Here is a 25,675-nt window from a genome sequence, read left to right as displayed (position 1 = left end):
ATGAATCTCATTGTTAATGGTGAGTCTGTGGAAACCAAAGCCAAAACTGTTTCTGAGCTTTTGGCAGAACGCGGTGTAACAAACAGGGTTGCAGTGGAGGTGGATGGGCATGTTGTGCCCTATGATGAGTTCTCTGGATACACTCTCAGGGAGGGCTCTCATGTGGAAATTATTGCTTTTGTAGGAGGTGGTTGTGGATGATTTTATAGTAGGTGGAAAAACCCTTTCCAGCAGATTATTTATAGGTACCGGAAAGTTTCCAGATAGAAGGCTTATCCCTGATGTTATTGCAGAAAGCGGCTCTCAGGTTGTTACCGTAGCATTGAGACGTGTTAATCCGGAGTCTGCAGAGGATAATATCCTCTCTTATGTGCCGGATAATGTGGTTCTTATGCCCAACACTTCCGGTGCACGTAATGCTGAAGAAGCTGTTCGTATTGCACGTCTTGCGCGTTCTGCAGGATGCGGAAATTGGATTAAGATAGAAATCACACCTGATTCTACATATCTTCTTCCGGATAATCATGAGACTCTTCTTGCTACACAACAGCTTGTAAAAGAGGGCTTTGTAGTTCTTCCCTATGTTATGCCAGACTTAGTTGTTGCAAGACAACTTGAGGATGCAGGAGCTGCAGCTGTCATGCCTCTTGGTGCACCTATAGGCAGTAACAAAGGGCTTAAAAGCAGGGATTTTATAGCTATGCTGGTAGAAGAACTTTCTGTACCGGTTGTAGTAGATGCTGGTATAGGACGGCCAAGCGAAGCCTGTGAGGCTATGGAGATGGGGTGCGCTGCAGTACTTGTAAACACTGCAATTGCATCTTCTGAAAACCCGGTGAAAATGGCAAAGGCTTTTTCCGAGGCGGTTAGAGCAGGCAGAAGAGCATATCTTGCCGGACTCGGACCTGTGCGGGACAAAGCAGAAGCTTCCAGTCCACTTACCGGGTTTATCTCTTCACTGGAGTAGCTTATGTCTGGTTTTGCAGATTTTATAGAAGAATGGAAGGATTTTGATTTTTCTTCTTTTCTTGCAGATGTTAAGGAAAAAGAGGTAAAGGCAGTTCTTACAAAGCATAAACTTGATTACTTTGATTTTCTTAAACTGCTTTCTCCTGCTGCGTCCGGCATAATAGAAGAGATTGCAAAACATGCAAGCAGGCTAACGGCAAGGCATTTTGGCAGGGTCATTTCTCTTTATACGCCTCTTTATATAAGCAATTATTGTGTGAACAAATGTGTTTATTGCAGCTTTAACCACAGTACTGCTATAAGACGGCATAGATTGGAACTTGAAGAAATAGAGAAAGAGGCTATAGCAATAAAGAAACAGGGTTTTAGAGATGTTCTTATTCTCACAGGAGAAGATAGACATAACAGTTCTCCGGAATACATAAAAGATGCTGTTGAACTTCTTGTAAAATATTTTGCTTCTGTAGGAATAGAAGTCTACCCTCTTACCCAAGAAGAGTACAAGATGCTTGTATCATGCGGTCTTGATTATCTTACTCTTTATCAAGAGGTTTATCATCCGGAGGATTACCCTGTTTTTCATCCTTCAGGTCCTAAAAATGATTATCAATACAGGTTGCAAGCTCCAGAGAGAGCAGCAAAAGCCGGTCTTCGCTCAGTATCTATAGGAAGCCTCCTGGGGCTTGGAATGTGGCAGAGGGAGGTGTTTTTTACTGCGATGCATGCAAAATTTTTGTCTTCTTCTTATCCGGATGTGGAATGGGGGCTTTCTGTACCCAGGATACGTCCCAATAGCGGTGGCTTTGAGCCTGTAAATCCAGTCTCAGAAAAAGATTTGGTAAAGATTATACTTGCATACAGGATATTTTTACCACATGTTGGGATAAGTCTTTCTACACGAGAGAGGCCATTTTTACGCGATAATCTCATAGGTCTCGGGGTTACCAGAATGAGTGCTGCTTCTATTACTCAGGTAGGAGGTCATGCGGAGAACAACAAAGGAACCGGACAGTTTGAGGTATCCGATACAAGAGGAGTAAAAGAAGTCTGCCATGCAATAAGAGCCAGAGGACACCAGCCGGTTTTTCAAAACTGGGTAGAAGGAATATACAGAACCAATGACACAGTAAGTCTGCTGGGATAATGCTCATAGTTGCACAGGATAGATACAACAACGGAGAAAAAAATGAATAATTTTTACAGAATAATTGATGCTAATATAAACCGTGCTTCAGAGGGCATAAGATGTGCAGAAGATATTGCTCGTTTTGTTGCAGAGGATAAAGGGCTTGCTTCTGAGCTTAAGATGTTGCGTCACAAGCTAAGAAAATCAGTAGCAGTTATAGAGCCTTTTTTGCTTTCTCATCGCGATTCTTTACATGATATAAGCCGTAAAACAAAACATGTAAAAAGAGCAGAAAAAGAAAGCTATGCTCAGAGCTTCATAAAAAACATAAGTCGTGCAGAAGAAGCAGTGCGTAGCGCAGAAGAAGCTCTTAGAAACTTGGGAAAAGAAGAAATTGCTCTTGTAATGCAGGAGATACGATACAGTCTCTACGATGTAAGTAAAAAAGGGCTTACAACAACAAGAAAAGAGAAAGTTCTGTCCTATTTTACCAACAATATATATGGACTTACTGCAAGTAAATATTCTCGTGGCAGAGATAATATTACTGTCGTAAAAGCCATGCTTAAAGCAGGTGTGAAGATAATTCAATACAGAGAAAAAAAATACACAAGAAAAATAATGTTAAAGGAAGCAAGAGAGATAAGAAAACTTACGCGGGAATACAATGCTCTTTTTATTGTGAATGATTATATAGACCTTGCCATCATGTCAGAGGCGGATGGTATACACCTGGGGCAGGACGACTGGCCGGTACAGGATACAAGGAGCATTGTTGGGGAAAATATGATAATTGGTGTATCCACTCATGCTCCTGCACAGGCAGAAGAAGCTATAAGAAACGGAGCAGACTATCTGGGAATAGGTCCTGTATTTTCTACAAATACAAAGGAAGATGTCTGTGATGCCGTAGGCACAGAATACGTAAAATATGCTGCGGAAAATGCAGAAATCCCATGGGTTGCAATAGGAGGGATAAAAGAACATAACATGTACCATGTTTGTAAAAATGGGGCAAGATGTATTGCAATGGTTACAGAGCTCACCATGGCAGATGATATAGAAAAAAAAGCCCAATCTGTCTTAAGAACACTTGAGGAGTTAGCAAAAAACTCACCGGAGCCGCTTTATTTTAAAATTGGCAATAATCGAAACAGTTGGGAATAATGTTACTTATAAATTATAACGGAGGAAAAAATGACACAGCTTATACAGGCAAAAAAAGGAATAATAACAGAGCAGATGAAAAAAGCTGCTAAAAAAGAAAAAATATCTGCGGAAAAACTTGCAGAAAAGATAGCAGAAGGTAGTGTGGTTTTGCCGGCTAATAAAAATCACAAAAAACTTTCTCCTTATGCAATAGGAGCAGGTCTTACAACAAAGATAAACGTTAACCTAGGAATATCAGAGGACTGCCCCAACTATGAGCTTGAAATAAAGAAAGCGGATCTTGCAGAAAAACTCAAAGCACATGCTGTTATGGACCTTAGCTGTTCTGGAGATACAAGGCCATTCAGGAGAAATCTTATAGAGCATACTAGCCTTATGGTGGGGACTGTTCCCGTATATGATGCGGAAAATCTGGGCAAAGAATTGCCGGAGCTTACAGAGGAGGACTTTCTGGGCATGCTAAAAACTCATGCAGAGGATGGTGTAGATTTTGTTACTCTTCATGCAGGCATAACAAAAAATGTCCTTGCTCATATGAAACCAGCAGACAGAATCATGCCAATCGTCTCCAGAGGTGGCGCAGTTATAGCAGAATGGATGGACATAACAGGTAAAGAAAATCCGTTTTTTGCCAACTTTGACAAAGTGCTTGATATTTGTCTGGAGTATGATGTCACCCTTAGCTTGGGAGATGCCTGCAGACCAGGTGCTGTACATGATGCAAGTGATAGTATGCAAATATCAGAGCTTATAGTTCTGGGAGAGCTTACAAAAAAAGCAAGAGATGCCGGAGTCCAGGTTATGATAGAAGGTCCTGGGCACATGAGGATTGATGAGATAGCAGCTAATATGCTTCTTGAGAAAAAGTTATGTCACAATGCTCCTTTTTACGTATTGGGACCGCTGGTAACTGATGTTGCCCCGGGATATGACCATATCACTTCTGCTATAGGTGGAGCAATTGCAGCAGCATCTGGTGCAGATTTTCTCTGCTATGTAACCCCTGCAGAGCATGTAAAGCTTCCCGATCTTTCCGATGTAAAAGAAGGTATAATCGCAAGCCGCATAGCTGCACATGCGGCAGACCTTGCAAAACACGTTCCTGGAGCAGATAACTGGGACAAAGAGATGAGCATTGCTCGCAGCAATTTGGATTGGAAAAAAATGCTTGAGCTTGCGCTTGATCCAGAGAAACCGGGCAAGATGAGAGAAGAATCTATGCCACGGGATCCTGCTGTCTGCACAATGTGCGGGAAAATGTGCTCTGTAAACAGAACCAACAGAATAAAGGAAAAAATAAAATAAACCGAACGTCACACCTGCGCCATATGTAGTACGATAAAAAAGCGCAGGTGTTCCTGCCTGTGGCATATATAAAGAAGAACAGGTGTCACTACTCTGCTCTTCTTCTGCCATAAGGCAGCACAGCCCACATAAGTGGGCTGTGCGTTCGGTATAAAATTATAGGAAATTATTTCTTGGGTGCAAAGTGAGAAAACTCCATACTAAAGTTTCCACGCCCCTGTGTTGCGCTCCTAAGAGATGTCATGTAGCCAAACATCTTCTCCAAGGGTGCTTCCGCATGGATTTCTTCTACTGTTTCGCGCGAATCTATGCCGTGGATTAGGCCGCCTCTGGCAGTAATCTGGCTAACAACATCGCCCATAAACTCTGATGGACAGATTATTGTAAGCTTCATAACAGGCTCAAGAAGTATGGGATCAGCCTCTCTGCAAGCTTTGTCAAAAGCAGCACTTGCCACAGCTTCGAAAGCAAAATCCGTAGATGTTTCCTGATTATAATCAAGAGAGACTATTTCTGCTTCCACATCGGTAAGAGGATATCCCATAAGTGTTCCACCGGAAAAAGATGCTTCCAATGCGTTTTTGACTGCATCCATAATATCATCAGGCACCTGACCGGGTCTCACAAGGTTCTTTACATTGTTCCCACGTCCTCTTTCTTGTGGACGAAGTGTGAGCGTAATGCCTGCTGTCTGCTGTTTTCCTGCAATTATCCTGTCAAAGTTCTCAGTGACAGTAATTTCCCTGGTTATGGTCTCCCTATAAGTTACCCTTGGCTTACCTGTCCTTACATCAAGTTTAAAATCGTCTTTTATGCGTGTAACAGTAACATCCAGATGAAGCTCTCCCATGCCGGATATTATAAGCTCTCCTGTTTCCTCATCTTCTTTGAAGAAAAAAGAAGGGTCTTCTGTGGATATGGTGTTAAGCACATCTAGGAGTTTTTTCCTGTCTGAAAGTGTTTTAGGCTCTATGGATATGGATATAACAGGCTCAGGGAAATGCATCCTCTCCAGAAGCACCTGCTGTCCTTCTGACGATATGGTATCTCCTGTCTGGGCAAGTTTAAAGCCTACTATCACACCGATATCTCCTGCCCGTATACTGTCCATAGCCTCAGTCCTGTTGGCATGCATGCGGAATATACGCATAACGCGTTCTCTTTTCCTCTTATTTACGTTAAAAATAGCACTTCCGCTCTTAATTACTCCAGAATATACACGAACAAAACAAAGATTACCGGCATCTTTATCCGCATGTATTTTAAAAATAAGACCTAGAGGCTGCCCATCCTCTGTTTGTGGGATTTCCACATCCTCATCTTTTTTTACATGATGTGCCTTTACAGGTGGCAAATCAAGAGGAGAAGGAAGATATTTTATTACAGCATCCAGAATAGGCTGTATTCCTATATTTTTAAGAGAACTACCACAAAAAACAGGGATAGCGGTTCTCTCAAGAGTACATTTTCTTATTGTGGAATGTATCATCTCTTCTGGAATCTCTTGTCCGTCGAGAAAAAGCTCCGTAATCTCATCAGAATGCTGGGAAAGATTATCCAGCATTCTTTCTCTCCATTCCTCAGCTTTAATTATGTAATCCTCGGGTATGGGAACATAGGAGTAATTCTGTCCCTGAGAATTCTGATCCCATACAATCATCTGCATGGATATAAGGTCAATAATCCCCTTAAAATCGGATTCCTTACCAACAGGAATCTGAATAGGCATGGGATTAGCACCGAGTTTCTTCTCCATATCATCAAGAACTGCAAAAAAGTTTGCTCCCAGCCTGTCCATTTTGTTGATATAGGCAATTCTGGGTACTGCATATTCATCAGCCTGATGCCAGACTGTCTCTGACTGTGGCTCGACACCGCCAACAGCACAAAAAACAGCAACAGCTCCGTCCAATACCCGCAGGGATCTCTCAACCTCTATGGTAAAATCAACATGACCGGGGGTGTCTATTATATTGATCTGATGTTCTTTCCAAAAACATGTTGTAGCAGCAGCAGTTATTGTTATCCCCCTGTTTTGTTCCTGTTCCATCCAGTCCATTGTAGCTTCGCCGTTGTCAACCTCTCCTATCCTGTGGCTCTTACCAGTATAGTACAATATTCTTTCTGTGGTAGTTGTTTTACCGGCGTCTATGTGGGCTATGATACCAATATTACGTATAAGTTTTCTGTCCATATATTTCCTCGCAGGTCGTATATTAGCACAATAGCAGTAAAAAGAGAAGATATAAAAATATATCATATACAGACATATGAGATTTATAAAAGTGTAAAACGTAAACTGAGGCATATATTTTTCTTACTTCCAAACTTAGAAAAAAGTAATTATACTTATAACATGGATGTGCCTGTACTCAATATGCTCGCAAGAGAACTATCAGAACAAGAGCGGGAAGAACTAAGAAAAAAACTTATGGAAGAATCGGAAAAAGATGCGGGCTTCAATATAGGAGCAACGCAAGAAGAACTCCATTTGGAAGAGCAAAATATAGAAGAAGTCTGGGAAAAGCTTTCTATACTTACAAAACTCATAATCTTTTTAAAATCATTGTTTGGTATAAAAAAACGAGAAGATGCAATCAAGCAGATAATACTTGGAAGAATAAGAACCAGAATCAATAAAAACAATTCTCTTCTTCTCAATTACAAAGAAAAAAGATTTACTCCTCTTCTTTACGACAATATAAAGACAATAGCAGATATAATATCAGCAATAAGAAAAAAAATGTTGCCGGTTTATACAAACAAAAATGCTGATGCTTTTATAGCTCTGCTTACTGGATTTTTTATACCGGAAGCCCAAAGCCATTTAGAGAGCTCGGGAGACATATATAAGAAAGAAGAAAAAATAAGAACAGAATCCCCATCTCTTAACTTTCAAGATATAAAAAAAACAATAAAAAAAGAACTTTCCTCTGCCATAGACGAATCTTTCTCATATATACCGCCCAAAGCTAGAGTCAACATGCAGGATTGCACTGGATTTTTTTATTATACAAAAGCCCTTATAGATTTTTCCTTTCCTCCATTGTTATCTTTCTGGGGACACGCTGGTGCCAATCAGACAATAATGTGGGATAACAAAGAACTCCAGCTTTTACTGGTAGAACTTGTCAATATTCTCTACAGTACAGAAAAAGTGCCTCCTCTTTCTTATTTTAGAATACTTGCAACATTTATACATAATTTGGAAATTGGCAAGAATCCAGAAATAAAAGGACACAATGAGATATATGCAGAACTGGTAGGACTTTTTTCAGAACTTCAAGAAAAGGCCCATGAGCTACCTTTACTAGAAATAGTAAGATATATAACAGAAAACCCTTCTTATATGCCAAGTATACACTTTGGCGGAGAAGACTGGCTGGCAAGAACCAAGAGATACTGGAGAGAAAAATTTGACACAGATTTTAAAGATTTTGTAGCATATAAGGAAAAAGAAGATTTATACCAAAGAATGTGCGAAATAACGGGAGTTAAAACACTGCTGGATATAAAAAATTATTCTAATGCCACAGGACAGGACTACACAGGTAAACACGCACTAAGTCTTATGTTTCTTAAAACCTTTGGCGAGACAATCTTTTTCCCAAAGCACGTTCCTACCCTAAAGACAATAGTCTTGGATGGCAACTTCTACAAACAGGATAACAAGAATAAATTTACAGAATCTTACAATATCCTGATGGGGATCAAAGAAACCATAGAACAACTGGAAGCAAGATTTTCTGACAACGGCGAGCTGGGAAGAATATATAATGCAATAACCAGAGAAATAGCAATGCCTGTTCTTAAGAGAAAAAGACTAGAAGTTTTGTTTGAACAGGAGGAGAAAAAAATAGAACAATGGCTTGTTTCTGTACAGAATGCAGCAAGCACTATGGGCAAGGTTCTGGGGGGCATACTATGGGGAAAAAGCGGAGAGGCATATGATACACTATCCAATTTGGACGACCTTGATATCAAAAACCACCGTCTTTTTAAACCCAATCTCGCAGAAACACAGAGGACAATAGCAATAATGGCAGGATATCTAAAAGAATCTTTGGAAATAGAAAACAAGCAATAAAAATATTTATACCGAACGTCGTCACTGCGCACACAAAGAAAAAAGGCAGGAATACGCAGTTCCTCCTGCCTTTGGCAAAGATATATATACTAAGAATCAGGTAGAAAAACACTATATCCTGGCATACATAAGTATCTATTTCTGGTACCACCTCACCCAATCAACATACATTGTAACAGGAAACACACTCTCATCAATTGTAAAACCAGGCCATTCGCCTCCAACTGCAAGATTTAATAAGACAAAAAAAGGCCTGTGGAATTCTTCCGTACTGTTTATACTATCCTTTATATTGGCCTCATGATACTTAGTACCATCCACAAACCACTTTATGGAAGAACTATCCCACTCTATCGTATAAATATGCCATTGTGTTATATCGGCTTGTGTATGGCCTCCATAAGAAGCATGACCAGAAGCATCCCAATGTATAGTCCCGTATATAAGAGAATCGGTATTTACGTGTTCCATAATATCTATCTCACCGCATACAGGCCAAGAAACAGAAGAAATATTGTTACCGAGCATCCAGAATGCCGGCCATAATCCGGAACCTGTTTTTGACAATCTTATTCTGGCTTCAACCTTACCATATGTTTTATATAGCTTATCCTGAGTCTTAAGTCTTGCAGAAGTATACTGTCTACCTCCATATGATTCTTTTCTTGCTATGATGTTAAGATAACCTCCAGAAACCACAATATTTTCTGCTCTGTCGGTATAATATTCGAGTTCGTTATTTCCCCATCCGCCGCCACCTATTTCTGGTGTCCAGTAAGCAGTATTAAGTCCATTTCCATCAAACTCATCGCTCCACACAAGACTCCAATCGCCTGTGGACGGTGGAGGTGTCGTTCCGCTAAGATAAGTAAATTTTATCCAGTTTATATTCCAACCACCGGATAAAGCATAAATACCAAAAGCATGATTACCTGCATTTATATGTACCGTATGGGAAATAGTAGTCCAATTCTGCCATCCAGAAGTAGAAGGAATATCAAGCGCTCCAAGCTGCACAGAACCTGCATCCATATCCGCATTAAACCTACCACCACCGGATAGACTGGCCACTCTATATTCTATAAGATAATCACCTTCCTCAAAATACATTGATGAGTAAGCAAGCCAGTCACCAGCATCTATCCAACCCACATTGAATCCCCCTTCTGAGCAGGACTCTGTCTTGATACCACTCATATAGGCAAAATCCTCTGCTTCCAAAACAAAGCTTGTTGCAGAGGAATCAGAAGTTGATGCAGGTGCAGGAGAACTTAAACTATGCTTATAAGAATACCAACCTGTATCCTGAGCACCAGAAACATAACCTATTGTAAACCAATAATCAACAGTATCACCTTCTTGTAGACCTGTAACATCATACCAGAAATAAGAAACATCCTTACTCATTCTGACATTAATCTGGCTACCGCCATTTATCTTATAGTGCACATCAGCCCAATCCACCTCCGATTTATCAAACCATAATCTTGCTGTTGAACTATCAATATAGGATGTAGAACGTGATAACATATTTTCGCTAATACTGCTCTCCATAAACGCTGTATTACATGCCGATAAAATAAGACTAAATACCAGCAATAATGATATGCTGGTAAATTTTAAAAAATTTTTCATGAAAACTCCTTAAAAACCTTCCAAGAATGACACATAAGAAATGAAAAAGGCTCAGAAATATGATATCACTACCATGATAACGATATCATATTCTACTACTGGTTTTTTTTGATGTCAACAAAAATCTCTATTTTCTATAATCTCAAAAACTCTCTTTTATTCTGGATTCTGACAAAAACGTATTATTTAACATATAGATAATAATCGTAAAAAGACTGTATAACAAATGTAAAGCTTACTTTGCATATACAGGTCTTACATCCGGTTTTAAAATTTGATTTTTTGCTAGATTTTTATAACCTGTTTCCGTAGAATGTTCTGCAACAAATGTCCATATTTTTTTTGCTTCTTCATCATATGCAAGCCCGTAAAGAGAGTTGGCAAGAAAATATAGAGCTCTGCATGGTCTATGAGTAGTAATATAATCCTGATAAAGGTCATTATTCTGCAATTTTTCCCATAACATATCCAAGCCGGAGAATTGAAAAAGATGATCTTCTTTTATCATACTTTCCACAGCAGTGCTTACAAACATCATAACAGCTAATAAAGAATGCTCTAACCCTTTGTCATATCGTCCACTATTGGTATAAAACTCTGCAAGTATAATATGTGCATCGTATGAAAAGCTTTCATCATATCTGTATAGTAAAAGTAATTTGTCAATGCCTTTTTCTTTGAGGGCATTTATCCATATTTCCCTGTTTTTTTTGTTCTTATTGCCTACATATGTATCATCGTATGCCAAAATATTGTTGAAAAGCAAGGATTCCATCTCATTGTATTTTTTTATGTCCAGATACATCTTAGCAAGAGTATATACTATGGTATAATATGAGGCATCAACAGACAGGTATCGTTTTTGTCCTATTGCTTTAAGAAAATGCTGCTCAGCAAGGTCATATTCTCCTTGTTTGTAAAATATCAGCCCCAGTTCATACTCTGCTTCCGGAAAAGTTATCTCCTCATCAATGGCATTTTCCAAAACTATTATTGCTTCTGCCAGTTTGCCTTCTGCTACAAGCTCACGGGCTTCTTCGTAGGTTACCCAGGATGGTTTTTCCTCAGCAGTCAAAGAAAAGCTAAATAAGAGACTCAATATGATTAATAAAGGCCTCAAATGCTTCATCTTCTGCCACCTCCTGGACTTTTTTCCCCTGCTTGTATATGTATATGGTTTTACCTACTCCGCTTATTGCAATATCCGCATGAGCAGCCTCTCCTGGGCCGTTTACAACACAACCCATTATGGCAACAGTAAGAGGTTTATTTACTGTTTGCAGATAGTCTTGTGCCTTTTTTAAGAAACTCATAACATCAAAACTGTATCTACTGCATCGTGGACAGGAGACTATGTTGACGCCCATGTTGAGCCTTCCACTGGCTCGGGCTATTTCCATACCTACCAGCACCTCCTTTCTGCAGTCATCAGAAAGAGACACACGTATCGTATCGCCTATCCCGTCTCTGAGCAAAGGAAGAAGTGCCGCAGTAGATTTGACAGTGCCTGGTATAAGAGGGCCAGCCTCGGTAAGACCCAGATGAAGAGGATATTGATGTCTAGATGCAAATATTCTGTTAGCTTTCACAGTAGTTTCTATATCGGAAGCTTTTAAAGAAAAAATGACATCCTTAAAATTAAGCGATTCCAGGATGCTAAGCTCTTCTTCCGCAGCAGTCACAAGTGCTTCTGCTCTGTCCATATCGCGTATATTCCTTGGCAGAGAGCCAGTATTAACTCCGACCCTTATAGCAATTCCCTTGTCTAAAGCCTTTTTTACCACATTGGCAACCTTATCACGGCTACCTATGTTACCTGGATTTATCCTTACCTTTGACACGGGAAAATCCATAACTCTCACTGCAATCCGCCAGTCAAAATGTATATCTGCAACAAGTGGCATACTAACCCGTTCTGCAAGCCTTCCCAGAAACTCAGCAGATTCCATATCAGGTACTGAGAATCTCACAAGTGAACACCCCATCTTTTCAAGTGTCATAAGCTCTGTAATACAATCATCCAAAACCGTAGCAGAAAGAGGCAACTTCCACATTGTTTGTACAGCAAGAGGTGCATCACCACCTATAAAAAGTCTTCCGACTCGTATTTTTTTTGTTTTATATCCGTTCATATGATAAGTATAAAATTATAATAAAAAACTTTAAAGTCCCATAAACCGAACGGCATAAGGCGCACATATTTTGTAGAACTTTAACAGATATGCGCCTTATGCCTGCCTTCGGCAATCCAGCTATTACTGGCCATTTCCCGCCGGAGGCAGCGGGGACGCAGATGCGTCCCCTGCGTTCGGTATAAAATAAAAAAAAGCTGTCCCTAAGGGACAGCCTGTCATTTGTACAGAAGAATTAGCCATTTATTGTCATCATAAAGACAAGAACAAACACAGCCACAGTCTCTACAAGACCGATTATCATAAGATAGTTACCGGTACCTTTTCCTGTCTCGGCAAGAGAATCAGATGCCGCGGCACCTGCTTTACCCTGCAGCCAGGCAGAAAAGCCCATTGCAAGACCACCAAATAGTCCAAGTCCTATCATAAGCCATGGATCGAGAGTGGATTGTTTATTGAGAAGGTTTCCCATGAGAAGGTAGCCATATATTGTCTGAGTAAGAGGAGCACCAACAAATGCAATCAGAATAAAGGGAGCCGGCTTATTCTGAGCATAACATTTTTTCATTGCACCTATTGCAGCCATGCCTGCAGTACCGATTCCAAGAGCAGAACCTGCTGCTGCAAGACCAAGAGCAGCACCTATTCCTATCAATCCTAGATTCATACAATTACTCCTTTATATTGATATCATTTTTATCAGCCTGATGCTGTCGCACAGGCTCTTTAAACGGAGAATATGGAATCCCCGTCCATTCCATACCAAGATGCCCGGCAAACTCAAGAAGGTTGAGTCTTATACCGTGCACAACTACAGAAAGAGCGGACATGACAAGGTTGAGTGCATGACCGACAAGAAGAATAAGAAAAGCAATTATTATTCCAACCACTCCGTTTGCAGCACCTATTGCCATGTCATTGAACGCCTGAGCGAGAGCTATGGTTGCAAGCCCAACAGCAAAAAGCCTGATATAAGAAATTATGTCTCCAAAGGCGCTAATAGTATCAAGAGCAGTTGTAAACAACCCGGCAAGCCCGCGCAGCACTCCCCTGAAAAAACCGTCGCTTCCCTGCTCAGAGAAGAAAACAACTATTATAAATCCTGCAATGATTCCATAAAGAGAAACTGGCAGAAAGGGGTATTTCTGAGGATCAAGGACCATGGAAAGAACAAGATTGAAAATACCAAGCATTATGGCAAGCCATCCCAACTGTGCAAAAGCACGTATCGCCGGTTTCTTTTTGAGCTCTCTTAGAAATCTCCATAAATGTGCTATTGAAATATGAATTATACCCAACAAAAAACTTATAAACTGTATGTTTTTTATAGAGACCTCCTCCCATGAGGATAACTCAGGAATAACAAAATAAGAAAAAGGCTTAATCTTTGCAAAGCCCTCATAACCAAACCATGTACCCGTTAGAGAACCCCATATTATTGTACAAAGGCTCATCCAAGCAATAAGCACTCCCACATCGGTAACCTGTCCTGTCTTTTTGTATTCCTTTCTTAGGATGAAAACAGAGCCGGCTAAAAAAATCGCACCATAACCAGCATCACCTACTATCATGGCAAAAAACACAGAAAGAAAAGCAAGGAAAACAAAACTTATGTCAAATTCCCTGTAACCAGGCACGGTATCAAGAAAATTAAAAACAGGCTTTATTATCTGCATCCAGCGCGGATTTCTAAGCAATGTGGGAGGATTGTCTTCCTCGTCAGGCTCCTTTGTTATAATTCCCCACTCGTGTTTTCTCGCATAATCGATAAAATGTTTTTCTTTCTCTGCAGGAACATATCCAGTAAGAAAGACAACAGGGCCGTCTTCTCTAAGAGAGGCCTCAACCTTCCTTAAGGTGAGCTCCGGCTCCAGTACTTCTTTCCCCAAACGCACAAGTTCGTCATGCCAAGCATAGAGAGAAACAAGCTTGCCGGAAATTTCTCTCATATTTTTATAGAGCTCTTCCTGTCTTACAATCAAAGCAGATAGAGAAGAATCAGGAAGCACAAACCTATCAGCCCCAGTGGGCACAATATCTTGTTTATCTCTGCTGAGAAGAAGACATCTAAATCTTCCGGAAGCCTTTCCCAAATCCACACATATAATAGAGTTATCCAGAGATTCTTTTTGCTGTTTGCTCAGATAGACAAACTCAACAGCAAGTCCATTAGTTCTTAGGAAATTTATATCCTCAAGGGAAAAATCTCCCCATTCAGACATTTCTTTTATGAGAGCAGCAAGTTTAAAAGAGTCCTCTTTTAGCTCCTTCAGCCTTACAGAAAGAGACAAAACCTCATCAACTATAGCAAAAATCTCATCGGAAGATACAGCTTTCTTTTGTACTCCATCATACTTCTTCTTATACTCAGAAAGCACAGCAAGAGCTGTAGTAAGCCTTTCGAGGCGCGAAGATGCTTCTTCCACACTATCATTCTGGTTATCAAGCAGCTCTACATGCACCTCACCATACTTTCTAAGTCTTCTTAGTCCCTCTTCCGCATCTGAGGCTTTGAGAATAAGGGCAATCTTCTTCATTGGAACAATCATGGACTACCCCTTTACCAGCTTTTTCTTAGAAATCTTACCGCGTACAACAGCAGCAGTTTGCTGATCTCCGAGATATATTTTTATCATTCTTATATTCTCTCTTGTCTCGGGAATTTTAACCTTCTCAAAAAGATTAACTCTCTGACTTGTTATTCTAAGCTCCTCATTGAGCCGTCTTTTTTGCTCTTCCAGAACAAGAATCTCTGTCTCCACGGTTAGCAATTCCTTTAAAAAGGACACAGCATCATCAACCCACAGAGGAGTAGAAAAAAGATCATAGTCAGGAGCTTCCCACTCTATTTTTTCAAGAGTAGGAATATCAACACCCGCTATATTTGTATCTCCTGTAATAATTTCTTTTACCTTAAGAAGAGAATCAAGTCCTATATCCTGGCCAAAAAGATGTTTCCAAGACTCCAATGACCCAAGAAGCTCATGTTTTTTCTTCCATTTATCAGCAACCTTTGCCTCAACCTGAGTTATCACCATTTGCAATTGCTGCTTTTTAAGCTGAAGAGTTGGAAGATATCTCTCAAATCTTTTAAGAGCATCTTTTTGTTTTTTTAGCTCATTTTTTGTGAGCTTAACTCTGGCCATGTGCCACCTCTTCTGCTGCTTTTTTGGGCCAGAACTTCTTAACAAGATCAGACCTTAATCCTGTCTCCTCCGGAGTAAAACACTCCGCAAGAATTTCCCAGCCCTTATCCAGAGCCTTTTCCAGGGGGATGTTTACGGAAAGATCCATAAGTTCCCTCTCAAAAAGAGTTCCGTATTTTAGCAGCTTACTGTCCCACTCTGACATCCTAAAACCCATGGATTTTTTCTCCAAAGTTTCCTTATACGCTGCATACAGCTTTATCATCCCATCCATGATTGCTCTGTGGTCTTCCCTAGTGTTTTTATTTACAAGCTGTTTGAGACGAGACAAGGAACCAAAAGGCTCAATTCTGCCGTTTCTAAGATAGAATTGTCCTTCTGTAATATACCCCGTATTATCCGGCACAGGGTGAGTAACATCATCACCAGGCATTGTCGTAACGGCAAGAATTGTTATGGAGCCTGCACCCTCAAAATCAACAGCCTTCTCGTATCTAAAAGCGAGCTGACTGTACAAATCTCCCGGATAACCACGGTTGGATGGAACCTGTTCCATTGTTATTGCTATTTCCTTAAGTGCATCAGAAAAATTGGTCATATCTGTAAGGAGAGTAAGAACCCTTCTTCCCTTTAGAGCAAAACGCTCAGCAACAGCAAGCGAAATATCAGGGACAAGCAAAGCCTCAACAACAGGGTCAGCAGCCGTATGAACAAAGAAAATAGTACGGGATAGAGCGCCACCTTCTTCCAGCGTATTTCTAAAGAAAAGATAATCGTCATATTTTAGACCTATTCCACCCAAAATAATAACATCTGCCTCGGCCTGGAGAGCTATTCTTGCAAGAAGTTGATTGTATGGTTCTCCTGATACGGAAAAAATAGGAAGTTTTTGAGATTCTACAAGAGTATTAAAAACATCTATCATAGGTATACCAGTACGCACCATATTGCGCGGGATTATACGCTTTGCAGGGTTAACAGACGGTCCACCTATCTCTACAAGCTCATCTAGAAGCTCAGGGCCATTATCACGAGGACGTCCGCTTCCGGTAAAAATACGTCCCAACAGATTATCGGAGAAGGATACCTTCATTGGATGGCCAAGAAACCTGACCTCATCGCCGGTAGATATTCCTCTAGAACCGGAGTAAACCTGCAGAGCAACCATATCACCGTCAAGTCGTATTACCTCTGCAAGAGATTTTCCTTGAGCAGATATGACCTCAGCCAGATGACCATATTTTACGCCTTCTGCTCTTACTGTTATAACATTACCTGCAATTGATTCTATTTTGCTATAAATCTTACGCATGGCTTTCCACCTTTCTGGACAAAATATATTCCGCTTCTTCATCCCTGCCGGCAGTCTTCTCCTCTACCATTGCCTTAATCTGAGCCTCAAGCCGTTTAAAATCAGGAGAATCCCATTCTGCAACATTATAATCTTTAAATCTCTGAGTAAGAAGAGCAAAGAAAGACCTCGCCTCATCCTTGGTCTCAAAAGAAAATATTGCACTCAGAATGTCAAAAATCATATCAAAAACATGTCTTTGTCTTTCTACACTCACTGACGCATCAACAGGATCAAAAGCATCCTGTTGCAAATATACATTGTCAAGAAAATCGGACTTTAGATAAAGAACAAAATCATCAAGCGTTGTTCCTTCTTCTCCTACAACCTTCATCATCTGGGCCACTTCATTACCATCAAAGAGAACACGTCTTGCATACTCAGTCTTGGCAACATCGGTAACCCCCTTATACTTACTCCAGCTTTCCAGAGGATGGATTGCAGGATACTTACGAGCATCAGAACGCTCCCTCGACAAGCCGTGGAAAGCACCTACAACTTTAAGTGTAGCCTGTGTAACAGGTTCTTCAAAGTTACCACCTGCAGGGCTTACTGTGCCGCCAATAGTAACAGAACCAGTAGAGCCATCCTTGAGCCTTACAAGACCTGCACGCTCATAAAAACTTGCAATAACAGACTCAAGATAAGCAGGGAAAGCCTCTTCTCCGGGAATCTCCTCAAGCCTTCCAGACATCTCTCTCATAGCCTGTGCCCATCTGGAAGTGGAATCGGCAAGAAGCAGACAATTGAGACCCATCTGTCTGTAATACTCTGCAAGAGTAACAGCCGTATACACAGATGCCTCACGAGCAGCAACAGGCATAGAACTGGTATTACAGATTATTATTGTACGCTCCATAAGACTCTTGCCAGTTCTGGGATCAGTAAGTTCAGGGAACTCTCTAAGAGTCTCTACAACCTCACCTGCACGCTCACCGCAGGCAGCTATAATTACAATATCCACCTCAGCATTCCTACTTGTAATCTGCTGCAGCACAGTCTTACCCGCACCAAAAGGTCCAGGAATACAATATGTACCACCCCTTGCAACAGGAAAAAAGGAATCTATAATCCTTATCTTGGTAACAAGAGGCTCTACAGGTTCTAAACGCTCCGCATATGCTGTTATAGGAACCTTTACAGGCCAGTTAAAAGCCATTGTGAGCTTATATATATTTCCATCAGAATCCTCAATCTCGGCAATAACATCATTTACAGTATAGCTTCCCGCGGAAACAACAGATTTTACCTTGTATTCACCTGTATAATTAAAAGGAACCATAATTCTGTGCTTAAATATGCCCTCTGGGACAGTACCCAGAGTATCACCCGCAGAAACAACATCACCCGCAGAAGCAACAGGAGTAAAATCCCATTTTGTATTTGGATTGAGAGGATCAACATAAATACCACGCTCTAGAAAAAAACCGCATTTCTCTGCAAGCTCAGGAAGAGGGTTCTGTAAACCATCATAAATCTGGGTAAGAAGACCTGGCCCAAGCCGTACAGAAAGCAAATCGCCAGTAAACTCTACAGTATCACCTACCCCGATACCACGAGTAATTTCAAAAACTTGTAACTCGGCAAACTTACCTCTTATTCTTATAACCTCCGCTTTTAACCTCTTATCTCCTACACACACATAAGCAACCTCATTCATCCTCACATTACCATCAACCTCAACCCTGACCATATTACCATTAACACCAACAACCTTACCTATAATCATTGCTCTCTCCAAAAGGTAATTTTTCCTGAATCTCAGAAAACTTCAGGTTATCAAAAACTTTATCAAAAACAGAAGCACCTCGTTCCAAGGTCTGAACCGAGCGTGCTTCCAGCAAAGAAAGCCTCAAACCATAAACAATAAGCGCCTCAAGGTCAAAAAAATGCCCAGCACCACACTCATCAAGAAAAGACCAGACGAACTTATAAAGAGCCTCCTGCTTTCCTACGACACTATCATGCTGAAAAACAGGCTTTATCATCTCTGAGAAATAGCCATCAGGCATACCCCTCAGCCATTTCTCGGCACCCACACCTAGCCTGGAAGCCCTAAAAACAACCAAAGCATTATTAAAAGCCCTAAACCATTCTCTAATATTTCTGGCAAAATCAGAAGAAAACTCACAATCTCTATCAAGCAAAACAGACTCAAGAATGCGATAATCCTTCTCCTGCAGAAGAGCACTACATTCGGACAGAAAAGAAGAAACACCCATAGGCGGTGATTGATCAAAATTAAGAAGTGGCAAAGAAGAAACAAAATAATAATATTGAGCCACAACCACCCCCTATTTTATTGACTCAGAGAGCAAAGCCGCAACCCTTGGATTAAGAAAAGCAGAAAGAACCTCGACAATCCCCTTCTCAGAAAAATCATAATACGCACTGCCATCTTTTAGCGCAATCTTAAACCCCTTATCAAGCCCCTTAACAGGCCTCAACTCAAGCCCTGCAGCAATCTTGTCCGCAAGCCTTTTCTTAAGAGAAGCCATAAGAGCCTCAGAAACATTCTCAGGCAACCTAAGCTCCACATCCCCCACCTCATCCACTGACCAAGAAGACACAACAGACACAACAGCATCCTCTACAGCCTTATCTGAGTAAGATTCCTTTATCATCTCCAGGAGCACAAAAGAAGCAATCTCCTCTAACTCCTTTTTGACGGACAACACAAGATCTCTGCCAGCTTGACGCACAGCCTCTTCTGCGCTCATCCTAAACTGAGATGCCTCCCTCTCGGCCTCCTCACGAATAACCTTAGCCTGCTGTCTTGCCTTTTCTATAATCTCATCAGCCCTAATCTTAGCATCCCTCACAATCTCATCAGCCTGTTTTTGTCCCGCCTCTACACCATCCCTTTTTAAAGATTCTATAAGCTCCTTGATAGCAGTCTCCATACCAGCTCCTGTAAAACGGATTTTATAAAATTAATTTTAAGAAATGCATATGAAAAAAGCAATACAAAAAATAAAATTTTATTATACCGAACGGGCTTACCGCAAAGCGGTAAGCCCTGCCATTGGCAAAGAAAAATATAGCTAAAAGACCTTCAAAATATGTAAAAATCAAAAAACCACTACTGCAAAAAAGCTAATTATCACACATAACAGGAGCAGAAACAGGAATAAGACCTAACGCATCAAGCATAGCAATATCCTCAGTAACACTACGACCAGCAATAGTAAGCAAATCTCCTATCATCATACCGGAAGCCCCTGCCCAAAAAATAGCAGATTGTAAATCCCCCAGAAGCAACCTTCCAGCACAAACCTTTATCTCTGTAGAAGGATTTACAAGTCGCAGCATTGCTATTGACCTGAGAATATCAAAAGGTTTCATTACAGGCTGATTCTCCAATCTAGTTCCCTTTACAGGCACAAGAAAATTGATAGGAATAGCATCCACACCCAGCTCATTTAAAAGAAGTGCAAAACTAACACGATCTTCAAAACCTTCTCCCAAACCGAAAATACCGCCGCAGCACACCTCTAACCCTGCCTGCTTTGCATTTTGTACAGTTCTCAACCTTTCCTCATAAGAATGAGTAGTACAAATCTTAGAAAAATAATCTGGGGAAGTCTCAAGATTATGATGAAACCTTTTAAGCCCGGATTTCTTTAAGCTGAGGAGCTGTTCCATACTCAAGGTGCCAAGAGAAGCACACCAGTTTACCCTGGATTTATGAGAGATAGCAGAAATTACATTATCCAGTTCATCATCCGTCAGAGCCTCACCACTAGTGACAACACCAAAATGATTTACAGGAAGGGTACTATCAACTTTATTATAGACATCAACAATACCATCTCTCCCTCTAAGTGGATAAACATCAATCTCTGTTTTATGATAAGCCGACTGAGCACAAAAAGCACAATCTTCGGTGCAAGCACCGCTTCTGGCATTAACAATAGAGCACAAGTTTACCCTGTTGCCAAAGTGCCTTATTCGCAGAGCATTGGTCACAGCAAAAATATCTGGCAAAACATCAGAAGATGCATTTAAAACATCAAGCCCCAATTCAAAAGAAATAGGCTCACCCTTTTCCGCTCTTTCTCGTATCTCTTTTAAAAACAATCTTTCCATAACAAAGAATAATTAAACTTAAAAAAAAGTTTTGTCAACCATTTTTAAAATATGGTTAACAAAAAACATCGATTTAAACAATAAGCATTACAGCACATATAACTATAATTTTCTTAAAAAATCAAAAAGAGAATCAATATCATAAAAAATATCAAACAAATGATCATATGACCCAAGAAACCCCTCTTTTACCATAACATCCAGCTGAGAAACAAGATGGGTAAAAAAAGAATCCTGATTCACAATACCAAGCCCTATATTTGTTTGCCTCAGTTGCACAAGAGTTGCAATCTCAAAAAACTCATCCATAGTCCCTATACCACCTGGAAGAACAAGAGCATAATCAGACTCAGACAGCATACGCATTTTCCTCTCAGCCATAGAAGAAACATAACAATACTCTGCACCAGGCAGTTCCTCTACCCATCCCCGCATAAAACCAGGAAGAATCCCCAAAACTCTGCCTCCAGCACCAAGATGAGCCTTTGCAAGAGCCCCCATTATTCCCCTATCTCCGCCGCCATAGACAAGTCTATGCCCGCAAGAAGCGCAAATTTTACCTATCTCAGCAGCTAAAACCGCATATTTATCGGATTTACCGTATAAAGATCCGCAAAAAAACAAGATACTTTTCATACTCAATCTTATAGCATAAAAAATAAAAAATGCAATAAAAAAGGCTGCTTTTTAACAAGCAGCCTAAATAAAACATATTTAAAATTAGAATTTAAATAATACACCTATAATTCCACCGCCATAGTAACCATAATAGCCACCCTCAAGGTTTATTGCAAAATTATCTGTAAGAAAATAATTGATACCTCCCGTAGAACCAAAACCTATGATAAAATTGGAGACCTTAGAAGAAGAGTATCCATAAGAATAAGAGTAAAACTGAGGTCCTAAGCCAACATAGAAATCTGTATTTGCAAGAAACTGCAAATTCTCGGGAACAGAATCCTTGGTAAAACCGAGATGTGCAGTTGCAAAAACACCGCCACCAAGATATGTATAATAATAATCACCAAGTACCCAGGTCTCTTTCCACGAGAAAATTCCGCCACGAACAGCCACACCAAAAGTTATAGGTAAAGAATCTCCTATATCATATTGAGAAAATATAGCCTCAAAACCACCTGAGAAATCAAGAGCTCCCCAAAACACACCCGTACCTATACCTGCGTAGATTCCCATATTCCCGGGTTTCATAATAGCATCTATCTTAACAGTATCATCTGCAAAAACACCTACAGAAAGCAATAACGAGACCACCAAGATAAAAAACACCTTTTTCATATAGAACCCCCAAAATATAAAATAATATTCTCATATAGAGAATATTTTAACCGTTGATAAGCTTTCTTGCGGTATTGGCATCCACTCCAGCACGCATGTATTGGAGCATTGTCATAAACTGTTCCTTTTTTAGAGTAGAAAGCTGCAAATAATTGAGAGGCGCAACGTATTGAGAATCTGGCAGACGCTCTATATCCGCAAGATACATCTCTGCAATACCTCGCTCAAGAACTTTTTCAAAAAGAAGGCGGCCTTCTTTATAACCGCATAAGGTAGTCTTGTCTTCGTTGGAATCGAGAGCAAGATGCAAAAACTGCAGATGGGCAAAATCTTCTACTATAATTTGCCAATTTAGAGAGAAAAAATTCCACGACGTCAGAAATCTATACACAAGTCTTATAGTATCATCTTTACAAATAAGATTAAGATTGAGATACTGTACGTCCAAATATCCTTTTTTGTGTTTGCTTCCGTCCGTCAGCTCGGGAAACTCAATAAGAGGCTCAAAAGAAAAATCATCCCCCTTTTTACCCTTATCTGAACCTATCACAGTCCTTTTTAAGAAGTAGAATACCTCGTCATCAGAAGAAAAGCCGGAAACAGACAGCACATTAGTTACCCAGTTCTGCATATTTTAAGTATAACACCTTTTATTAATTTGTCCATAAAATAATAAAAAAGGAGAACCTTTTTGGTTCTCCTTAGGAAAATTCGGGACTTATTACTGAGCTGCACCCTGATTGCCGGTGGACTCTGCAGCATCTGCATGCATCTTTTTCTTCTCAAGGAATCTGAGAACTTGGAGATTTCCAAGTCTCTTCATTTCGGCTGTTCTGCGGGCTTCCTCTCTCTTCTGGAGGATTCCCCATACTGCCTCATGATCTATGTCTTCCTCAAGGTCAAGAACTGCCTTATCATATACTACCTTGACATCCTTAATATAAGCAAGGAAGTCACCGCCATCCATAGCTCCATCTTTATAGATACGGAAACCTATGAGCTTTACAAGTGGTCTCAGGTTGGGATAGAGAGGATATACCTTAAGCTCTCTATTCCTTACATCCGTAACATAGTTGGGATTTTCCCATACCATTTCTTTCCAACCATCAAAGTTGAGATATCCGAGAAAAATCTCATGATTCTCTCCGTTTTGATCCTGAAGTATTACGGATAAACCATGGGGAAAGTTGAGACCTCTTACATCAACATGTACGGACTTGATAACACCTACGTTTGTTACAACGCCGTAGCCATGAAATTTGGTACCCTTACCAACTTCTTCCTGAGGAACAGTTAATGTGCCGTCAGCACCAACTTGAGTCTTGTCAGCATAAGCCGGGATCTCAAAAGGCGGCTGTATGACAGCCCATGCATTAAATGGAGCTGTGGGGAAGTTTACCCTCACGCCCATAATTGTTTCTCCCGGATACTTTGGAGCAGTATCCTTTACAGTGGCAGCTCTCACATAAGAATTGGTTGTTGTGAGAACAAACTGTGCGGAAGAATTCAAGTGAACTTCCCAGTTGTTTATTGCCAGGGAAGTTTTCATGAGTGCCTTGTCCTCGTCAGAAAAACCTGCTCCGGCAACAGTGCTGTAATCAACCATTGTTGCCTCGTTTTCCACCGGGTTATCTGCAGGATAATCCGCAGCAAGTGTGGAAAAATCTATAAGGACAGACTCTTCTGCAAAGATACCCATGCTCCCTGCAACCAGGAGTGTCACAACCAGAAGAATGAAAATCCGTTTCATCCCGTGCTCCTTTTTACTAAAAGCTTATTAATTAGAATTATACGTATCCGTGAGTGTTTGTCAATGTTTTTTTGAATTTAGCAAAAAAAAGTGGAATTTTATGACCGTATTAGCGTACATATGGGGGTTCGTAAGGAAGAGCACCTTCTATGACAACATAAACATTTTTTATGTGTCTAAAATTAAACCTTATATTCCTTTTTAATATGTCCACGCTTGTTAAAAAATTGATGTTAATATCGTTTCTCAGAAAAGCTTCTTTACTCAGGTTTATATATACGGATTGCTTACCTGTAACAAGTCCTATAAGTCTTGTACTTCTGGGAAAGATATTGCTGTTCCATATTTCTTTTGGTCCTAGCATTATATGCTGTATAAATTCCTCTAATCTGACTTGAGTATCCCTTGTATAAGGTAGAAAGTGTTCCTCGCCTCTTATCTTCCCTGTTGTTGCCTCAGGGAAAAAGGCAATAACTCTAAACTGTTTTGGAGGTATAAAAACATATAAAGAAAGAGATATAACAAACAATAATGCATATAAAGTTATCCATGTTTTTAAAGAAAATTTATATACTTTTGTATTCACAGTGTTCCCCTCAGTAGTTAAGAGCCTCATAGTGTGCTATAAACTCCGATATGCCATTATAGATTCCACTGGCTACTTTCTGCAAGTACTCATCTTTTGCCATAAGTTCTGCTTCCTTTTTATTACTTGCAAAGCCTATTTCTGTCAATACAGCCGGCATTCTTGCATTTCTAACAACAAACCATTTTTCTTCTTTTAATCCTCTGCTCTGACTGTATTTCCCAATGCTTTTTGTAAGACCTGTTTCTATCATTTTTGCAAGCATAACACTTTCTGTAAAAAGTTCTTCTTCTTTCATGCTGTTGAGTATAGGCAGTATTTCTTCCTGGTTGGTATCGACTTCGTCTTTTTCCACTACTGTTCTTCTGTATTCTTCCGGAAGATACCAGACTTCGTATCCAGAGGCTTTGGAGTTAAGCGAGGCGTTCACATGTATTGATATAAATAGTATGGATTCCTGTTCTTTTAAGAGCTTGAGTTCTGCATTGGCTTTTTCTGTTCTCTCTTCCAGGGATATGTAGGTGTCATTTGTCCTGGTTAGTACTATTTTTTTGTCGGGATACTTCTCGGAGAGAATCCGCTTTAAGATTATTGCTGTTTTAAGAACAACGGTTTTCTCTTGTAATATAAGTTTTTTTCCATTCTCCAGTTTATGGGTTCCTATTGTTCCAGGGTCTTTTCCTCCGTGTCCTGGATCTATTATTATTGTTGCGATTTTGGGTTTTATCTGTGGTACAAGGATGTTCTTTAGTCTGTCATATGTGTCAGAGTCCATGAGTATCTTGCCTGTGCTGTAAACAAAGGATACTGCTACGGGGTTTTTATAGTCCAGATATGCTATATTGCTTTCTGGAGAAAATGATAGAAAATGACTTTCTGTGCTTATAAGTCCTTTTTTACCTATGCTGTCCCAATATAATTTTGCTTCTGTATCTTGTATCAACTTGTAAATAGATATTGATTCTTCTGAAAAAGCTATGTGCGAGAGAAATATGAGAATTATAATTACAAGTTTTTTTTTGTTTACCAGCAT

At 40.1% G+C, this 25,675-nt stretch carries 24 protein-coding genes; 6 read left to right on the top strand and 18 right to left on the bottom strand.

Annotated features, from left to right (window positions below):
* Genes thiS through thiC form a run of 5 tightly spaced genes read left to right on the top strand, consistent with a single transcriptional unit; the run spans window position 1 to window position 4,570 of the window.
* The gene (gene thiS, locus WKV44_04090) at window positions 1-201 is read left to right on the top strand and encodes a sulfur carrier protein ThiS (protein MEM5947719.1); all 201 of its coding nucleotides are present in this window, start codon (window positions 1-3) and stop codon (window positions 199-201) included.
* On the top strand, window positions 188-967 hold the full coding sequence (locus WKV44_04085; protein MEM5947718.1) for a thiazole synthase: 780 nt from the start codon (window positions 188-190) through the stop codon (window positions 965-967). The genes thiS and WKV44_04085 overlap by 14 nt, the downstream gene beginning before the upstream one ends.
* Window positions 968-970: 3 nt before the next feature.
* Window positions 971-2,113 (top strand): 2-iminoacetate synthase ThiH, encoded by a 1,143-nt coding sequence (gene thiH, locus WKV44_04080; protein MEM5947717.1) that lies wholly within the window; start codon window positions 971-973, stop codon window positions 2,111-2,113.
* A 42-nt stretch (window positions 2,114-2,155) separates the two neighbouring features.
* Window positions 2,156-3,262 (top strand): thiamine phosphate synthase, encoded by a 1,107-nt coding sequence (gene thiE / locus WKV44_04075; GenBank protein MEM5947716.1) that lies wholly within the window; start codon window positions 2,156-2,158, stop codon window positions 3,260-3,262.
* Between the two features lie 30 nt (window positions 3,263-3,292).
* The gene (gene thiC, locus WKV44_04070) at window positions 3,293-4,570 is read left to right on the top strand and encodes a phosphomethylpyrimidine synthase ThiC (GenBank protein ID MEM5947715.1); all 1,278 of its coding nucleotides are present in this window, start codon (window positions 3,293-3,295) and stop codon (window positions 4,568-4,570) included.
* A gap of 166 nt (window positions 4,571-4,736) precedes the next feature.
* Here thiC and fusA read toward each other — a convergent pair whose 3' ends face one another.
* Window positions 4,737-6,764: an elongation factor G gene (gene fusA / locus WKV44_04065; GenBank protein MEM5947714.1), complete on the bottom strand. Its 2,028-nt coding sequence runs from the start codon at window positions 6,762-6,764 to the stop codon at window positions 4,737-4,739.
* A 162-nt stretch (window positions 6,765-6,926) separates the two neighbouring features.
* On the opposite strand from fusA, the gene WKV44_04060 reads away from it, so the two are divergent.
* Window positions 6,927-8,657, top strand: a complete 1,731-nt coding sequence (locus tag WKV44_04060; protein MEM5947713.1) for a DUF5312 family protein — start codon at window positions 6,927-6,929, stop codon at window positions 8,655-8,657.
* A gap of 135 nt (window positions 8,658-8,792) precedes the next feature.
* Here the strand turns inward: WKV44_04060 and WKV44_04055 are convergent, their stop codons facing one another.
* From WKV44_04055 to WKV44_03975, 17 genes are all read right to left on the bottom strand, one after another.
* Entirely contained in the window at window positions 8,793-10,292 is a 1,500-nt protein-coding gene (locus tag WKV44_04055; protein ID MEM5947712.1) for a carbohydrate-binding protein, read from the bottom strand.
* A 235-nt stretch (window positions 10,293-10,527) separates the two neighbouring features.
* Window positions 10,528-11,421: a hypothetical protein gene (locus WKV44_04050; protein ID MEM5947711.1), complete on the bottom strand. Its 894-nt coding sequence runs from the start codon at window positions 11,419-11,421 to the stop codon at window positions 10,528-10,530.
* Entirely contained in the window at window positions 11,375-12,424 is a 1,050-nt protein-coding gene (gene ispG / locus WKV44_04045) for a flavodoxin-dependent (E)-4-hydroxy-3-methylbut-2-enyl-diphosphate synthase (protein MEM5947710.1), read from the bottom strand. The genes WKV44_04050 and ispG overlap by 47 nt, the downstream gene beginning before the upstream one ends.
* A 235-nt stretch (window positions 12,425-12,659) precedes the next feature.
* Window positions 12,660-13,091, bottom strand: coding sequence for a V-type ATP synthase subunit K (locus WKV44_04040; protein ID MEM5947709.1), 432 nt, complete (start codon window positions 13,089-13,091; stop codon window positions 12,660-12,662).
* A gap of 4 nt (window positions 13,092-13,095) precedes the next feature.
* On the bottom strand, window positions 13,096-14,973 hold the full coding sequence (locus WKV44_04035) for a V-type ATP synthase subunit I (protein ID MEM5947708.1): 1,878 nt from the start codon (window positions 14,971-14,973) through the stop codon (window positions 13,096-13,098).
* A gap of 3 nt (window positions 14,974-14,976) precedes the next feature.
* Window positions 14,977-15,570, bottom strand: coding sequence for a V-type ATP synthase subunit D (locus WKV44_04030; protein MEM5947707.1), 594 nt, complete (start codon window positions 15,568-15,570; stop codon window positions 14,977-14,979).
* Window positions 15,557-16,882, bottom strand: coding sequence for a V-type ATP synthase subunit B (locus tag WKV44_04025; GenBank protein MEM5947706.1), 1,326 nt, complete (start codon window positions 16,880-16,882; stop codon window positions 15,557-15,559). The genes WKV44_04030 and WKV44_04025 overlap by 14 nt, the downstream gene beginning before the upstream one ends.
* A complete protein-coding gene (locus WKV44_04020; GenBank protein MEM5947705.1) occupies window positions 16,875-18,650 on the bottom strand; it encodes a V-type ATP synthase subunit A in 1,776 nt (591 codons plus the stop codon). Before WKV44_04020 ends, WKV44_04025 begins: the two co-directional genes overlap by 8 nt.
* On the bottom strand, window positions 18,637-19,206 hold the full coding sequence (locus WKV44_04015) for a DUF2764 domain-containing protein (protein ID MEM5947704.1): 570 nt from the start codon (window positions 19,204-19,206) through the stop codon (window positions 18,637-18,639). The genes WKV44_04020 and WKV44_04015 overlap by 14 nt, the downstream gene beginning before the upstream one ends.
* 9 nt (window positions 19,207-19,215) lie before the next feature.
* Entirely contained in the window at window positions 19,216-19,824 is a 609-nt protein-coding gene (locus tag WKV44_04010; protein MEM5947703.1) for a V-type ATP synthase subunit E, read from the bottom strand.
* A gap of 193 nt (window positions 19,825-20,017) precedes the next feature.
* A complete protein-coding gene (bioB, locus tag WKV44_04005; protein MEM5947702.1) occupies window positions 20,018-21,010 on the bottom strand; it encodes a biotin synthase BioB in 993 nt (330 codons plus the stop codon).
* A gap of 102 nt (window positions 21,011-21,112) precedes the next feature.
* A complete protein-coding gene (locus WKV44_04000) occupies window positions 21,113-21,646 on the bottom strand; it encodes a TIGR00730 family Rossman fold protein (protein MEM5947701.1) in 534 nt (177 codons plus the stop codon).
* Between the two features lie 84 nt (window positions 21,647-21,730).
* Window positions 21,731-22,306, bottom strand: a complete 576-nt coding sequence (locus WKV44_03995) for a hypothetical protein (GenBank protein MEM5947700.1) — start codon at window positions 22,304-22,306, stop codon at window positions 21,731-21,733.
* Window positions 22,307-22,352: 46 nt separating this feature from the next.
* Entirely contained in the window at window positions 22,353-22,937 is a 585-nt protein-coding gene (locus WKV44_03990) for a hypothetical protein (protein MEM5947699.1), read from the bottom strand.
* Window positions 22,938-23,027: 90 nt separating this feature from the next.
* Entirely contained in the window at window positions 23,028-24,056 is a 1,029-nt protein-coding gene (locus WKV44_03985; protein MEM5947698.1) for a flagellar filament outer layer protein FlaA, read from the bottom strand.
* A gap of 109 nt (window positions 24,057-24,165) precedes the next feature.
* Window positions 24,166-24,642, bottom strand: coding sequence for a hypothetical protein (locus WKV44_03980; GenBank protein ID MEM5947697.1), 477 nt, complete (start codon window positions 24,640-24,642; stop codon window positions 24,166-24,168).
* 10 nt (window positions 24,643-24,652) lie between these two features.
* Entirely contained in the window at window positions 24,653-25,675 is a 1,023-nt protein-coding gene (locus WKV44_03975) for an N-acetylmuramoyl-L-alanine amidase (protein MEM5947696.1), read from the bottom strand.

This window comes from Spirochaetia bacterium 38H-sp, from assembly GCA_039023545.1.
In the GTDB taxonomy this organism is placed as follows: domain Bacteria; phylum Spirochaetota; class Spirochaetia; order Winmispirales; family Winmispiraceae; genus Rarispira; species Rarispira pelagica.
This window is presented reverse-complemented; position numbering and strand designations above follow the sequence as displayed.